The organism is Streptomyces monticola (genome assembly GCF_042665355.1).
GTDB classification, from domain to species: Bacteria; Actinomycetota; Actinomycetes; order Streptomycetales; family Streptomycetaceae; genus Streptomyces; species Streptomyces monticola.
In genome coordinates this window covers 1-13773 of record NZ_JBHTCF010000005.1, presented here as the reverse complement: position 1 = coordinate 13773, position 13773 = coordinate 1, and the positions used below count along the sequence as shown (strand labels likewise).

Sequence of the window (13773 nt, the reverse complement as noted above, 5' to 3'; positions counted from 1 at the left end):
CGCACCGCAGTCGCCCTTCGGGCTCGTCCTCAATCTCCCCCAGCTACCGCTGGGAGGTGCCCCCAGACAGGCTCGGTTACTTGTCCAGCCTCTTGTTCTTCTTCCGCTCCAGCTTCTGCGCGCGGGTCAGCTTCCGCTGGATCCCCACCCCGCCCCAGAACGCGAAGCCCGTGACGATGACGCGCGGGGCGCCCGGCTCGCCCGGGACCCCGCTCTCGCGGTCGTCGAAGCCGCCCATGACGCCGATGCCGCGGACCACTACCTCCACGCCCGGCGGCACGATCACGTCCATGCCGCCCATGATGGCCACGCAGTTGATGACGACCTCGGGCGCCTCGAAGTTCGCCTCGCGCAGGTCGATCGTACCGCCGCCCCAGAAGGCGAAGCAGTTGAAGCGGCGGGGCGCGGTCCACTGTCCCTTGCGGGTGAAGCCGGACATGATGGCGACGCCGCCGGACGAGGTGCCCTGGCCGCCGATGCGGGCGGCCCAGAGCGCGCTTCCGTTCCCGTTCCCGGGGGCCGCCGCAGCAGGCGCCGAACTGCCGGACACCGCGGGCAGATCGCGGGTGAGCGGCTCCAACTCCCCGTACGTACGCGCCTTGTAGGCCGTATCGAGGCGTTCCTCGAACTCGTCCATGTCCAGGCGGCCTTCGGCCAGGGCGTCCCGCAGCCGCTCGGCCACACGATCACGGTCGGCGTCCGAAGCCCGCAGCTCCGGAAGGTCGTCGGTCATACAAGTCAGCCTAGCGCGGCCCGGTCCGCGTACATCTTGGCGATCACGGCTTCGATATCGGGTTCCCTGATGGACAGATCGACCACGGGATACGCCGAGGCCAGCGCCGTGACCAGGGGCGCGGCCGACGCGGCGGCCGGGAACGCCAGCCACTGCCGGGGCCCCTCCACCCTGACCACGCGGGCGCCGTCGACGGTCACGGCCGGCAGTTCGCGTTCGAGGTCGACCACCAGGGTCCGCTCGCTCTCGCCGACCTCGTGCAGTCCGCCGAGCGCGCCGTCGTACATCAGGCGCCCGTGGTCGATGACCATGACGCGCTTGCAGAGCTGCTCGATGTCCTGCAGATCGTGCGTGGTGAGCAGGACCGTGGTGCCCGCGTCGGCGTTCAGATCGCGCAGGAACCCGCGGACCTTGGCCTTGGAGATGACGTCGAGGCCGATGGTCGGCTCGTCCAGATAGAGGACGTCGGGGTCGTGCAGGAGCGCGGCGGCGATATCGCCGCGCATCCGCTGGCCGAGGGAGAGCTGCCGTACGGGCACGTCCAACAGGTCGCCCAGGTCGAGGAGTTCGACGCAGCGGTCCAGGTTCTCGCGGTAGCGGGCGTCGGGGATGCGGTACATACGGTGCATGAGGCGGTACGAGTCGATCAGCGGCAGATCCCACCACAGGGTGGTGCGCTGGCCGAAGACGACGCCGATGCGCCGGGCGAGGCGGGTGCGCTCGCGGGCCGGCTCGATGCCCGCGACCCGCAGCCGCCCGCCGCTGGGCGTGAGGATGCCGGTGAGCATCTTGATGGTGGTGGACTTGCCCGCGCCGTTCGGCCCGATGTACCCGACCATCTCGCCGCGCGACACGGTGAAGGAGATGCCGTCGACGGCCCGCACCTCGTGCCGCTCCCGGCGCATGAAGCCCGTCTTCTTGCGTACGTCGAAGACCTTCTCGACGCCGTCGAGCACGATGAAGTCCCCGCTGGGGTCCACGAGTTCAGCTCCTCAGCTTCCGGTACTGCGGTACGAACGAAGGCCCGCGCGCCAGGCGAGCCCCGCGAGCCCCAGGCAGCCGGCGGCCACGAGGGGCGGCAGGAACGCGAGCCAGGACGGCAGGCCGAGCGGATTGCCGCGGTCGAGGATGTAGAGCGCCGGGAACCAGTTCACGAAGGCGAGCGGCAGGACGAAGGTGACACCCCGCACCAGGTCCTTGGCGAAGATCGACGGCGGGTACTGGAGCAGCGTATTGCCGCCGTACGTGAAGGCGTTCTGCACTTCGGACGCGTCCTGCGCCACGAACTGGAAGGCGGCGCCCGCGATGAACACCGCGGCGAAGATCGCCGTACCGCTGACCAGCATGACGGGCAGGAGCAGCACCTTCACGACCGTCCAGTCGATGTCGACGACCGCGAATCCGTAGCCGAGGACGAGCAGGCCCTGGACGATCCGGCCGAGCCGGCGAAGGGCGAAGCGGTCGGCGGCGACCTGGACGAGCACGGGCGCGGGCCGCACCAGCAGGGTGTCGAGCGTGCCGTCCCGCACCCGCGCCCCGAGCCGGTCCATGGAGCCCATCAGGAGGTCGGCGAGGCCGAACGCGGTGGCCGCGGTGCCGTACAGGAAGGCGATCTCGCCGAGGCTGAAGCCGCCGAGCGCGTCGACGTGCGAGAACATCAGCAGGATCGCGATGAAGTCGAAGGCCGTGACAGCCAGATTGCCGAACGCGGTCAGCGCGAACGACGCCCGGTACGCCATGGTGGAGCGCATCCACATCCCCGCGATCAGCCCGTACGTCCGCAGACCGGAGCCGATCCGCCCGTTCCGGCCGCTGCCACTGCCACTGCCACTGTCGCTGCCCCTGCCCCTGCCCCTGCCCCTGCCCCTGCCAGGCATCTCGCCGGCCCTCGTCTCAGCCACCCTGGACCACCACCCTCCTGGTCGCCGCGGACTGCAGCAGCCGCCCGGCGCCGAGCAGCGCCACGGCCCAGCCGCCCTGGAACGCGTACGCCTCCATGAGCCCCCACCCCGCGTGCTTGCCGAGCAGTACATCCGCGGGCACCTGCAGGAGCGCCGACCAGGGCAGTGCCCGCGCCAACTCACCCAGGGCGCCAGGGAAGACGGTGAGCGGAAGCAGCATCCCGGAGAAGAACATCGCGGCCAGCGAGGCCATCTGCGCCGCCCCGGCCCCGTCGAGCAGCCAGAACGCGCAGAGCCCCACCACATAGCGCAGCGCGAAGCTCACCACGATGGCGAGCAGCACCGCCACGAGGAAGGCCAGCCAGGTGCCGGGGGCGGTCGGCAGCGCGAGTTCGAAGAGCAGCGCGCCGCACACCATCGGCACGATCCCGCGTCCCAGGAGATGGAAGAGCGCCCGGCCCACGTCCTGCGCCAGCCACCACAGTTGGAGGTCGGCGGGGCGGTAGAGGTCGATCGCGATGTCACCGCTGCGGATCCGCTCGATGAACTCGTTCTCGAAGCCGCCGCCGAGCAGCGCACAGGCCGCGAGCAGCGCCTGCCCGAGCCAGACGTAGGTCAGCGCCTCGGACTGGTCGTAGCCGCCGAGCCCCGGCCGCTCGTCCCACAGGGCGATATACGTGTACGCCACGATGAGGCCGAAGACCGAGTTGGTGAACGCTCCCGCCACGGTGGCCGTCCGATAGGTCGCGTAGCGACGGAAGCCGCCCACGGCGACGGCCGCGTACAGCCGCACGGGTCCCTCCTCAGCGTCACCGGCCAAAGCGCACGACCCTAGCGGCCGGGCGCAAGGCCCCGCCAGGCAATTTCACCCGGCCGGCGGATCACAGTGCCGTCACGGGCGCGCGCCACGCACCAGCGGCCTGCGACGACGGTGGAACAGTGTCCAATAGGTCGTACTAAGGGCGTTCACGGCGAATCGGGAGTTCGGGAAGACATGAGCGACGAGCCTCAGCAGGGGTGGGCGCCCCGTGACCCCGACGGCGCCGGTGCACCCGAGCCGCAGGGCGGCAAGCCCGGCGGCAAGAAGAAGCGCAAGCGCACCGGGTGGCGCCGGATCTTCCCCACCTGGCGGATGGTGCTCGGTGCGTTCCTGCTGCTCTGTCTGCTCGTCGGCGGCGGCCTGGTCGCCGGTTATCTGCTCGTCGACATCCCGCCCGCCAACGCCGCGGCCACCAAGCAGAGCAATGTCTATCTGTACGCGGACGGCTCGCAGCTCGCCCGCGACGGCGAGGTCAACCGCGAGAACATCCCGCTCAGCCAGGTGCCCAAGCAGGTGCAGGAGGCAGTGCTCGCCGCCGAGGACCGGGACTTCTACTCGGAGTCCGCGATCGACCCGAAGGCGATGCTCCGCGCCGCCTGGAACACCGTCACCGGCAAGGGCAAACAGTCCGGGTCGACGATCACCCAGCAGTTCGTGAAGAACTACTACCTGGGCCAGGAACAGACGGTGACCCGCAAGGTGAAGGAATTCTTCATCGCCATCAAACTGGACCGCCAGGTCAGCAAGAGCGACATCCTGTCGGGCTATCTCAACACCAGCTACTTCGGGCGCAACGCCTACGGCATCCAGGCCGCGGCGCACTCGTACTACGACAAGGACGCCGAGGAGCTGACCACGGCGGAGGGCGCGTATCTGGCGACGCTGCTCAACTCCCCCAACGCGTACGACGTGGCGGCCCACCCGGAGAACAAGTCCCGTGCGCTCGGCCGCTGGAACTACGTACTCGACGGCATGGTCAAGGAGAAGTGGCTGAGCGCTTCCGACCGGGCCGCGATGAAGTTCGTCGACCCCAAGCCCGCCAAGGCGCCCTCGGGGATGTCGGGGCAGCGCGGCTATCTGGTGAAGGCCGTCGAGGACTATCTCGCCGAGCACAAGGTCGTGGACGCTGACACCCTGGCCAAGGGCGGCTACCGGATCACCACGACGATCCAGAAGCCGAAGCAGGACGGCTTTGTGAAGGCGGTCGAGGACCAGCTGATGTCGAAGGTCGACAAGGACGCCCGCAAGGCCGACCGCAACGTGCGCGCGGGCGGAGCCGCGATCGACCCGGCCACCGGCAAGGTGATCGCGATGTACGGCGGTATCGACTACACGAAGCAGTACGTGAACAACGCCACCCGGCGCGACTACCAAGTGGGCTCCACCTTCAAGCCGTTCGTCTTCACCTCGGCCGTGCAGAACGGCTCGACCACCCAGGACGGCCGCACGATCACCCCGAACACCATCTACGACGGCACCAACAAGCGCCCGGTGCGGGGCTGGGACGGCGGCGCCTACGCGCCGGAGAACGAGGACCAGCGCTCGTACGGCAACATCACCGTCCGCGAGGCCACCGACAAGTCCGTGAACGCGGTGTACGCGCAGATGGCCGTGGACGTCGGCTCGGACAAGGTCAAGGACACCGCGGTGAGCCTCGGCATCCCCGCGACCACACCCGATCTGACCGCCTCGCCGTCGATCGCGCTCGGCCCGTCCACGGCCAGCGTCCTGGACATGACGCAGGCGTACGCGACGCTCGCGAACCACGGCGAGCACGGCACGTACAGCCTGGTCGAGGAGATCTCCAAGGACGGCGAGAAGCTCTCGCTGCCAGGGCGTGACACCAAGCAGGCGGTGACCCGTGAGGCGGCCGACACCACGACGTCGATCCTGCAGAGCGTCGTCGACGGCGGCACCGGCACCGCCGCACAGGCCGCGGGCCGCCCCGCGGCGGGCAAGACCGGCACCGCCGAGGAGGACAAGGCGGCCTGGTTCGCCGGGTACACACCGGATCTCGCGACCGTGGTCGCGGTGATGGGCCAGGACCCGGACACGGCGGTGCAGACCCCGCTGTACGGCGCGCTCGGCCAGCCCCGGATCAACGGCGGGGCCTACCCGGCGCGCATCTGGGCCCAGTTCACCAAGGCGGCGCTGCAGGGCAAGCCGGTGCAGGACTTCGACCTCACCCTGGAGCCGGGCGCGGCCGAACCCCCGTCGCTGCCGTCGCAGGAGCCGCCGGCCACGGGCGAGGAAGAGAACGGCGGCACCACGGAGGGCCAGAACCAGGGGCAGACCGAGGGCCAGAACCAAGGGCAGACGCAGGGGCAGAACCAGGGCCAGACGCAGGGCCAGAACCAGGGCCGGACGGAAGGCCAGAACCAAGGCCAGACACAGGGCCAGAACCAGGGCCAGACGCAGGGCGGCACCACGACCGACGGCGGGACCACGGACGGCGGCACCACCGATGGCGGGACCACTGATGGCGGGACCGCGGACGGCGGCGGGACCACCGACGGCGGCACCACCGACGGGGCGGGCGCCGACTCCGGCCTCACGGACGGGCTGCCCACGAGGTCCGGGGCCCGCGCGGACTGATCCCCCGCGCACCGGTCTCCCGGACGGACCGATCTCCTGGCCGCACCGATCTCCCGGGCGGGCCGATCTCCCGGGCGGACCGACACCCGCCCGAAGCTCCCGTCCGCACCCGGACATGCGAGGGCCCGGCGACCGTTCGGTCGCCGGGCCCTCGCTCCATGTCTGTCGGGCTATGACGGCAAAGCCGGCGAAGCTACAGATAGAGCCCCGTGGAGTCTTCCGAGCCCTCGAACCGGTCGGCCGCCACCGCGTGCAGATCGCGCTCGCGCATCAGGACGTAGGCCACGCCCCGCACCTCGACCTCCGCGCGGTCCTCCGGGTCGTAGAGCACCCGGTCACCGGGCTCCACCGTGCGGACGTTCTGTCCGACCGCGACGACCTCGGCCCAGGCCAGGCGCCTGCCCACCGCGGCGGTCGCCGGAATGACGATGCCGCCGGTGGAACGTCGCTCGCCTTCCGCGATGTCGGTCCTCACCAACACCCGGTCGTGCAGCATCCGGATGGGCAACTTGTCGTGGTGTTCATGACTGTTGGCGCTCACAGTGCGAACTTACCGGTCCCCGGGCCGCGCGTACGCCGCCGGGTCAGCCTCTTCTGCGGCGGGCGGACATCGCGAGCAGACCCACGACGCCGACCGCGAGCAGCGCCACCGGAACGAGCCGCTCCATGCGCGGAGCGCCGTCGCCGTCCACGAACTGGGACTTCATATCGCTCACGGCCCGGTTGGCGGACACATAGGCGCGGCCGAGTGTGTGATCGACGGTCCCGACGAACTTGGCCTTGGCGTCCCCGACGATCGTCTTCGGGTGTACGCGTACTCCTATTTCGTCGAGCGTCTCGGCCAGCTGCGTGCGCCGCCGCTTGATGTCCGCCTCGATCTCAGCGGGAGTCCTGGCATCAGCATCCGACACCGCGCTGCCTCCGTGTCGTCGTATCCGTCGTCGTGATGGACAGTCTGTCAGCTCCGGGCCCGGCCCACCGCACAGCACCCCCATTACGCTCTTCCCGTACGCACGGATGCACCGACCCCGAGGAGAGACCGCACATGAGCGAGCGCCTTCAGCCCGGCGACACCGCCCCCGCCTTCACCCTGCCCGACGCGGACGGCAACGAGATCTCGCTCGCGGACCACAAGGGCCGCAAGGTCATCGTGTACTTCTACCCCGCCGCCCTCACCCCTGGCTGCACCAAGCAGGCCTGCGACTTCACCGACAACCTCGACGTGCTCGCCGAGGCCGGTTACGACGTCATCGGCATCTCCCCCGACAAGCCGGAGAAGCTCGCCAAGTTCCGCGAGAAGGAGAGCCTGAAGGTCACGCTGGTCGGCGACCCGGACAAGAAGGTCCTCGAGGCCTACGGCGCCTTCGGCGAGAAGAAGCTGTACGGCAAGGTCGTCACCGGGGTGATCCGCTCCACGGTCGTCGTGGACGAGGACGGCAAGGTCGAGCGGGCGCTCTACAACGTGAAGGCCACCGGCCATGTCGCGAAGATCATCAAGGACCTGGGCATCTGAGCGGCGCCTGTCCAGGAATCCGATTCCTGACTCCGCTGCCCGGCCAGTAGCATGGCCGGGCAGCACCGGCGGCCGTGGTGGAATTGGCAGTCACGCTGGGTTTAGGTCCCAGTGGGTTAACACCCGTGAGGGTTCGAGTCCCTCCGGCCGCACTTGTGCCCCCGGCGGTTCCGGGCGGTAATCGCACCCCCCGCCCGGCGCACCGCCATCGCCCTTCGGGCTCGTCCTCAATCTCCCCCAGCTACCGCTGGGGGTACCCCCAGCGGTGCCCCCGGACGGGCTCAGTTGGCACTGACCAACTCCCGCAGGACCGGGACGAGCGCTCGAAATGCCTTGCCCCGGTGGCTGATGGCGTTCTTCTCGTCGGCGGTCAGCTCGGCGCAGGTCCTGGTGTCCCCCTCGGGCTGCAGGACCGGGTCGTACCCGAAGCCCCCCGAGCCCACCGGCTCGTACCGCAGTGTGCCCCGCAGCTGCCCCTCGACCACCCGCTCCGTGCCGTCCGGCAGGGCGAGGGCGGCGGCGCAGGCGAAGTGGGCGCCCCGGTGCGGCTCGTCGATATCGGCCAGCTGGGCGAGCAGCAGCTCCAGGTTGGCGGCGTCGTCGCCGTGCCGGCCCGCCCAGCGCGCGGAGAAGATGCCGGGTGCGCCGCCGAGCACGTCCACGCACAGGCCCGAGTCGTCGGCGACAGCGGGCAGACCGGTGGCCTTGGCCAGGGCGTGCGCCTTGAGCAGCGCGTTCTCGGCGAAGGTGACGCCGGTTTCCTTGACGTCGGGGATATCGGGGTAGGCATCGGCGCCGACGAGATCGTGGGGCAGCCCGGCGTCGGCCAGGATGGCCTTCAGCTCGGTGATCTTTCCGGCGTTACGGGTGGCGAGGATCAGACGCGTCATGAGTCGATTATCGACGCCCCGGAACGGCCCGGGCACCGGCACCGACGGCCGCCGCTCGCCGGCCCGGCCACGGCTTACGGCAGCCCGGCTACGGCGTGCGGCCCGGCAACGGCTTGCGGCCCGGCTACGGCTTGCAGGCCTTGGTCAGTTCGCCCGTCGCCCGGGTCACCGGGGAGATGTCCGGTGCCGGGTCGCCGTCCTTGATGGCCTGGCGGACGTTGTCCACGGCCTGGGTGAGGTCGTCGACCGCCTTGCCGACGTCCGCGTCGTCGGTCTTGTCGCCGATCTCGTTCAGATTCTTGTCGATCTTGTCGAGCGCCTTGTCCGCTTCTAGCGGGTTGTCCGCCGCGCTCTCCACCGCCTGCTGGAGCTCGGCGGCGCTACGGGCGATGGCGTCGGCGGTCTGCACGCAGTCGAGTGCCTTGTCGACGGCGCTGCAGCCGATGGCGAGCGGCGTCACGAGGGCGACGGCGGCGGTGGCTATGAAGATGCGTGCGGTACGTCGGCGACGCGAAGGCATGGAACGGTTCCTCCCCTGGCGATGCACGGGCGTACGGCGCTGTGCCGTACGCCCGTGCCTCTGTTCGTATCTGTAGGAACGCCAGGAGAGGGTCAGTTGGTTGCCTGGCCGGCCTGTGCGGCCGCTTCCAGGGTCTTGCGCTGCAGCGCGGCCAGCTCGTCGCAGCCCGCGACGGCCAGGTCGAGCAGCGCGTTCAGCTCCTCGCGGGCGAACGGCTCGGCCTCCGCGGTGCCCTGGACCTCGACGAAGCGGCCGTCGCCGGTGCAGACGACGTTCATATCGGTGTCGGCCTTCACGTCCTCCTCGTAGCAGAGGTCGAGGAGGGGCTCGCCGTCGACGATGCCGACGCTGACGGCGGAGACGGTGCCGGTCAGCGGGGTGGCCTTGGGCTTGATCAGCTTCTTGGCCTGGCCCCAGGCGACGGCGTCGGCGAGGGCGACATACGCGCCGGTGATGGCGGCCGTGCGGGTGCCGCCGTCGGCCTGCAGGACGTCGCAGTCCAGGACGATGGTGTTCTCGCCGAGGGCTTTGTAGTCGATGACGGCGCGCAGCGAACGGCCGATGAGCCGGGAGATCTCGTGCGTACGGCCACCGATCTTGCCGCGCACCGACTCACGGTCGCCCCGGGTGTTGGTGGAGCGGGGCAGCATCGCGTACTCGGCGGTGACCCAGCCCTCGCCGCTGCCCTTGCGCCAGCGCGGTACGCCCTCGGTGACGGAGGCGGTGCAGAAGACCTTGGTGTCGCCGAAGGAGACGAGGACGGATCCTTCGGCGTGCTTGCTCCATCCGCGTTCGATGGTGACGGGGCGGAGCTGCTGCGGCGTACGGCCGTCGAATCGAGACATGCCCCCGACCCTATCGCCCGGCCCGAAGGGGCCGTTCCGCGTGGCGGGTGACGGCCCGTGACACACGAAGGCCCCGGCTGCCGGAAGTCCGGCGGCCGGGGCCTCGCAGGTGAGCCGGGTCAGCTCACATCATGTCTTCGATGTCCGCGGCGACGGGGTCGGCGTCGGTGCCGATGACGACCTGGATCGCGGTGCCCATCTTGACGACGCCGTGCGCGCCGGCGGCCTTGAGGGCGGCCTCGTCGACCTTGTCCGGGTCGACGACCTCGGTACGGAGACGGGTGATGCAGCCCTCGACCTCTTCGATGTTGTCGATGCCGCCGAGCCCGGCAACGATCTTCTCAGCCTTAGTGGCCATGTCCTTCTCCCTGTTTTCCACGAGCTTTTCGGCCCACCATGGTCCGGTTTGTCACCGTAACGCACGTTTGGCGCACCTTCGCGAGCGTGGGGCCGCCCCGTGCCGAAAGATGACGATCATCGACACCGTCGTCCCGGCAGCGCTTCGATACCCCGCACTGGTCTACACCAGTTTCCAACGACCGCCAAACGCGGCTTGTTCCGGAGGGACACCATGAGCTCGGACGCCTCCACGGCAAGGGCCAAACCCGCCAAGAGCTGGAAGCAGACCGTCATCGGCGGGATGCAGAAGCTGGGCCGGAGCCTGCAGCTCCCGGTCGCCGCGCTGCCCGCCGCGGGCGTCCTGCTCCGCCTCGGCCAGGACGATGTCTTCGGCAAGGACGGCCTCGGCTGGAACAAGGTCGCGGCGATCTTCGCGGGCGCCGGCGGCGGCATCATCGACAACATGGCGCTGCTGTTCTGCGTGGGCGTCGCCATCGGCTTCGCCAAGAAGGCCGACGGCTCGACCGCTTTCGCGGCGGTGGTCGCGTACATGGTCTTCAACACCATCCTGATCAAGGCCTTCCAGGACGACGTCACCGGAAAGCCCGTGAACCCGGGAGTGCTCGGCGGTGTCGTGGTCGGCCTGATCACCGCGAAGATCTGGGAGAAGTACCACCGCACCCGACTGCCGGACTGGCTGGGCTTCTTCAGCGGCCGGCGCTTCATCCCGGTCCTGATGTCGTTCATCTGTGTCGTACTCGCGGTGGTCTTCGGCTACTGCTGGCAGCCCATCGGTGACGCCCTCAACAGCTTCGCGGAGACGCTCTCCAACTGGGGCGCCTGGGGCTCGGGCATCTACGGCGTGATCAACCGTGCACTGATCCCGTTCGGTATGCATATGCTCCTGAACACCTTCGCCTGGTACCAGTTCGGCAGCTACTCCAAGCCGGACGGCGAAGAGGTGCACGGCGATGTCTTCCGCTTCCTCGCGGGCGACCCGGACGCGGGCATGTTCACCACCGGCTTCTACCCGATCATGATGTTCGCGCTGCCCGCCGCCTGTATCGCCATCGCGCACTGCGCACGGCCCGAGCGCCGCAAGGCCACGATGGGCATGATGGGCTCACTCGCGCTCACGTCGTTCGTCACCGGCGTCACCGAGCCCATCGAGTTCTCCTTCGTCTATCTGGCGCCCGCGCTCTACGCGATCCACGCGGTACTCACCGGCGTCTCGATGGCGATCACCTGGGCGCTCGGCATCCGCGAGGGCTTCACCTTCTCCGCCGGCCTCTTCGACTACGTACTCAACTGGAATCTGGCGACCAAACCCGCGCTGCTCATCCCGGTCGGGCTCTGCTTCGCGGCGGTCTACTACGTGCTCTTCCGGGTCGTGATCACCAAGTTCGACCTGAAGACACCGGGCCGGGAGTCGGACGAGGAGATCGCGGAGATGGAGCGGGAGAACCTCAAGTAGCGGGGACCCGCAGACCCCGGGGGCACCGCAGACCCCGGGGGCACCGCAGACCCCGGGGGCACTGCGGGCAACCACCCCTCCGCCGACAGCCCGAAGAGCCCGAACCGTGACCCACGGTTCGGGCTCTTCGTCATGTATGTCCGATTGTTGCCTGCACCACAGGAAGCGAGGGTTCCTTATCTCGTCCTCACCGTGCTACAACAGGTCTACACCACTAATTGGTGTAGACCACGCGGCCTGTGGCCGCGTCCCCTGAGCGACGCCGCCGTCCCCCACTTTGACCTCTGGCGGCGCCATGCCCACTGGAGGAAGTTGTGTCCACGGCTGCCGCACCTGCGGCCGACAAGAAGAAGAAGGGCTCCGGCGCGATGGCCGTGGCCCAGCGCCTCGGCCGCAGCCTCATGCTGCCGATCGCCGTCATGCCGGCCGCCGCGCTCCTCGTGCGCTTCGGCCAGCCCGACATGCTGGGCAAGGAGTCCTTCCCGACCGTCATCACCAAGATCGCCGGTTATATGGCGGCCGGCGGTGGCGCGATCTTCGACAACCTGCCGCTGCTGTTCGCCGTCGGTATCGCCGTCGGCTTCGCGAAGAAGTCGGACGGCTCCACGGGCCTCGCGGCCGTCGCCGGTTACCTGGTCTTCAAGGCCGTGCTCGGCACCTTCGGCGACGCCAACCTGCCGCAGGTGCAGGAGATCGTCGACGGCAAGATAGCCATGGTCGACAAGCCGGTCGACGCCGGTGTGCTCGGCGGCGTGATCATGGGTGTCGTCGTCGCCCTGCTGTACCAGAAGTTCTACCGGACCAAGCTGCCCGACTGGGCCGGCTTCTTCGGCGGCCGCCGCCTCGTCCCGATCCTGTCGGCCTTCGCGGGTCTGGTCCTCGGTGTCGTCGTCGGTCTCATCTGGCCGGTGCTCGGCGCGGGCATCCACGGCTTCGGTGAGTGGCTGGTCGGCTCCGGCGCCGTCGGCGCGGGCATCTTCGGTGTCGCCAACCGTGCGCTGATCCCGGTCGGCATGCACCACCTGCTCAACTCCTTCCCCTGGTACCAGGCCGGCTCCTTCGACGGCCCGAACGGCACCGTGCACGGCGACATCGCCCGCTTCCTCGCCGGCGACCCGAACGCCGGCCAGTTCATGACCGGCTTCTTCCCGATCATGATGTTCGCCCTTCCGGCGGCCTGCCTCGCGATCACCCACGCCGCTCGTCCGGAGCGCCGCAAGGTCGTCGGCGGCATGATGTTCTCGCTCGCGCTCACCGCGTTCGTCACCGGCATCACGGAGCCGATCGAGTTCACCTTCATGTTCATCGCGCCGGTCCTGTACGCGATCCACGCGGTCTTCACCGGTGTCTCCATGGCGCTGACCTGGGCCCTGGGCATGAAGGACGGCTTCGGCTTCTCGGCCGGTGCGGTGGACTTCTTCCTCAACCTGGGCATCGCGTCCAACCCGTGGGGCCTGGCCCTGGTCGGCCTCTGCTTCGCGGCGGTCTACTACGTGGTCTTCCGCTTCGCGATCACCAAGTTCAACCTGCCGACGCCGGGCCGCGAGTCCGACGAGGAGCTGGCCGAACTGCAGAAGGCCGAGTCCAAGTAAGGCTCAGCCACCCCTGATGGGGACTGTTCGGGACCAAGGGCCCGGCCGTAGTCGACCTACGGCCGGGCCCTTGCCGTATTGATGGCGGATAGCGTCGAGATGGACATGTACGTCCACGATCTGGAGCCCGCCATGGCCACCCGCATCCTCGACCTCGACCGTGAAGCCCTCGCCGCCCTGCGCGGGCGTGAGCTGACCGCCGCCGTCGCCGCAGCCGAGGGCCGCACCATGATCGGCGAGGTGTTCGCCGAGCGTGCCGCGCTGATCCCCGAGCCGAACGGGCGCGGGGTGCACAACATGGAGCTCGTCTCGGCCTTCGGCGCCGATATCGTCGTACTGAATCTCATCGAGCGGGCCTGGGACGGCGAGAAGCTGGAGCTGCCAGGGCTCGGCACCTTCACCTCGATCTCCGATCTGGCCGCCTTCATCGGCCGGCCCATCGGCATCAACCTGGAGCCCGGCGACGTCCCCGAGATCCGCCGCGCCAAGCCCGAGCACGCCAAGCGCCTGATCGACATGGGCGCCGCGATGCTCTGCATCACCGCCAACCC

General features: G+C 69.3%; 15 protein-coding genes and 1 tRNA gene. 6 read left to right on the top strand and 10 right to left on the bottom strand.

Annotated features, from left to right (window positions below):
- Nucleotides 1–76: 76 nt before the first annotated feature.
- From ACFQVC_RS13790 to ACFQVC_RS13775, 4 genes are read right to left on the bottom strand one after another with little or no spacing between them, the layout of a single operon-like run.
- The gene (locus tag ACFQVC_RS13790) at nt 77–733 is read right to left on the bottom strand and encodes a DUF1707 SHOCT-like domain-containing protein (protein WP_381830609.1); all 657 of its coding nucleotides are present in this window, start codon (nt 731–733) and stop codon (nt 77–79) included.
- A gap of 5 nt (nt 734–738) precedes the next feature.
- On the bottom strand, nt 739–1713 hold the full coding sequence (locus ACFQVC_RS13785) for an ABC transporter ATP-binding protein (protein ID WP_381830607.1): 975 nt from the start codon (nt 1711–1713) through the stop codon (nt 739–741).
- A 12-nt stretch (nt 1714–1725) separates the two neighbouring features.
- A complete protein-coding gene (locus tag ACFQVC_RS13780) occupies nt 1726–2610 on the bottom strand; it encodes an ABC transporter permease (protein ID WP_381831037.1) in 885 nt (294 codons plus the stop codon).
- 16 nt (nt 2611–2626) lie between these two features.
- On the bottom strand, nt 2627–3427 hold the full coding sequence (locus ACFQVC_RS13775) for an ABC transporter permease (RefSeq protein ID WP_381830605.1): 801 nt from the start codon (nt 3425–3427) through the stop codon (nt 2627–2629).
- A 201-nt stretch (nt 3428–3628) separates the two neighbouring features.
- On the opposite strand from ACFQVC_RS13775, the gene ACFQVC_RS13770 reads away from it, so the two are divergent.
- Nucleotides 3629–6049, top strand: coding sequence for a transglycosylase domain-containing protein (locus ACFQVC_RS13770; protein ID WP_381830603.1), 2421 nt, complete (start codon nt 3629–3631; stop codon nt 6047–6049).
- A gap of 193 nt (nt 6050–6242) precedes the next feature.
- Here ACFQVC_RS13770 and ACFQVC_RS13765 read toward each other — a convergent pair whose 3' ends face one another.
- The gene (locus ACFQVC_RS13765) at nt 6243–6590 is read right to left on the bottom strand and encodes a GroES family chaperonin (protein ID WP_381830601.1); all 348 of its coding nucleotides are present in this window, start codon (nt 6588–6590) and stop codon (nt 6243–6245) included.
- A gap of 43 nt (nt 6591–6633) precedes the next feature.
- The gene (locus tag ACFQVC_RS13760) at nt 6634–6960 is read right to left on the bottom strand and encodes a DUF3618 domain-containing protein (protein ID WP_381830599.1); all 327 of its coding nucleotides are present in this window, start codon (nt 6958–6960) and stop codon (nt 6634–6636) included.
- 134 nt (nt 6961–7094) lie between these two features.
- On the opposite strand from ACFQVC_RS13760, the gene bcp reads away from it, so the two are divergent.
- Nucleotides 7095–7562, top strand: coding sequence for a thioredoxin-dependent thiol peroxidase (bcp, locus tag ACFQVC_RS13755; RefSeq protein ID WP_381830597.1), 468 nt, complete (start codon nt 7095–7097; stop codon nt 7560–7562).
- A gap of 68 nt (nt 7563–7630) precedes the next feature.
- Nucleotides 7631–7714, top strand: a tRNA-Leu gene (locus ACFQVC_RS13750).
- Between the two features lie 129 nt (nt 7715–7843).
- Here ACFQVC_RS13750 and rdgB read toward each other — a convergent pair.
- From rdgB to ACFQVC_RS13730, 4 genes are all read right to left on the bottom strand, one after another.
- Nucleotides 7844–8452 carry an RdgB/HAM1 family non-canonical purine NTP pyrophosphatase gene (rdgB, locus tag ACFQVC_RS13745; RefSeq protein ID WP_381830595.1) on the bottom strand — a complete coding sequence of 203 codons (609 nt, stop codon included), beginning with the start codon at nt 8450–8452 and terminating at the stop codon, nt 7844–7846.
- Nucleotides 8453–8576: 124 nt separating this feature from the next.
- Nucleotides 8577–8972: a hypothetical protein gene (locus ACFQVC_RS13740; RefSeq protein ID WP_381830593.1), complete on the bottom strand. Its 396-nt coding sequence runs from the start codon at nt 8970–8972 to the stop codon at nt 8577–8579.
- Nucleotides 8973–9064: 92 nt separating this feature from the next.
- Entirely contained in the window at nt 9065–9817 is a 753-nt protein-coding gene (gene rph, locus ACFQVC_RS13735; protein WP_381830592.1) for a ribonuclease PH, read from the bottom strand.
- A gap of 124 nt (nt 9818–9941) precedes the next feature.
- Nucleotides 9942–10196, bottom strand: a complete 255-nt coding sequence (locus ACFQVC_RS13730; protein WP_381830591.1) for a PTS sugar transporter subunit IIB — start codon at nt 10194–10196, stop codon at nt 9942–9944.
- A 192-nt stretch (nt 10197–10388) separates the two neighbouring features.
- On the opposite strand from ACFQVC_RS13730, the gene ACFQVC_RS13725 reads away from it, so the two are divergent.
- From ACFQVC_RS13725 to ACFQVC_RS13715, 3 genes are all read left to right on the top strand, one after another.
- Complete coding sequence (locus tag ACFQVC_RS13725; RefSeq protein ID WP_381830589.1) at nt 10389–11630, top strand: PTS transporter subunit EIIC; 1242 nt, start codon at nt 10389–10391, stop codon at nt 11628–11630.
- A gap of 368 nt (nt 11631–11998) precedes the next feature.
- Nucleotides 11999–13222 carry a PTS transporter subunit EIIC gene (locus tag ACFQVC_RS13720; RefSeq protein ID WP_381831036.1) on the top strand — a complete coding sequence of 408 codons (1224 nt, stop codon included), beginning with the start codon at nt 11999–12001 and terminating at the stop codon, nt 13220–13222.
- An 81-nt stretch (nt 13223–13303) separates the two neighbouring features.
- Nucleotides 13304–13773, top strand: a 470-nt coding sequence (locus tag ACFQVC_RS13715) for a DUF7916 family protein (protein ID WP_381830587.1), incomplete at its 3' end; no start/stop codon positions are given.

Bases quoted from the DNA above. Each gene is read 5' to 3' on its own strand.
- ACFQVC_RS13725 (WP_381830589.1), top strand. From the start codon at position 10,389: ATGAGCTCGGACGCCTCCACGGCAAGGGCCAAACCCGCCAAGAGCTGG.
- bcp (WP_381830597.1), top strand. From the start codon at position 7,095: ATGAGCGAGCGCCTTCAGCCCGGCGACACCGCCCCCGCCTTCACCCTG.
- rph (WP_381830592.1), bottom strand. From the start codon at position 9,817: ATGTCTCGATTCGACGGCCGTACGCCGCAGCAGCTCCGCCCCGTCACC.
- ACFQVC_RS13780 (WP_381831037.1), bottom strand. From the start codon at position 2,610: ATGCCTGGCAGGGGCAGGGGCAGGGGCAGGGGCAGGGGCAGCGACAGT.
- ACFQVC_RS13740 (WP_381830593.1), bottom strand. From the start codon at position 8,972: ATGCCTTCGCGTCGCCGACGTACCGCACGCATCTTCATAGCCACCGCC.
- ACFQVC_RS13770 (WP_381830603.1), top strand. From the start codon at position 3,629: ATGAGCGACGAGCCTCAGCAGGGGTGGGCGCCCCGTGACCCCGACGGC.
- ACFQVC_RS13790 (WP_381830609.1), bottom strand. From the start codon at position 733: ATGACCGACGACCTTCCGGAGCTGCGGGCTTCGGACGCCGACCGTGAT.
- ACFQVC_RS13720 (WP_381831036.1), top strand. From the start codon at position 11,999: ATGGCCGTGGCCCAGCGCCTCGGCCGCAGCCTCATGCTGCCGATCGCC.
- rdgB (WP_381830595.1), bottom strand. From the start codon at position 8,452: ATGACGCGTCTGATCCTCGCCACCCGTAACGCCGGAAAGATCACCGAG.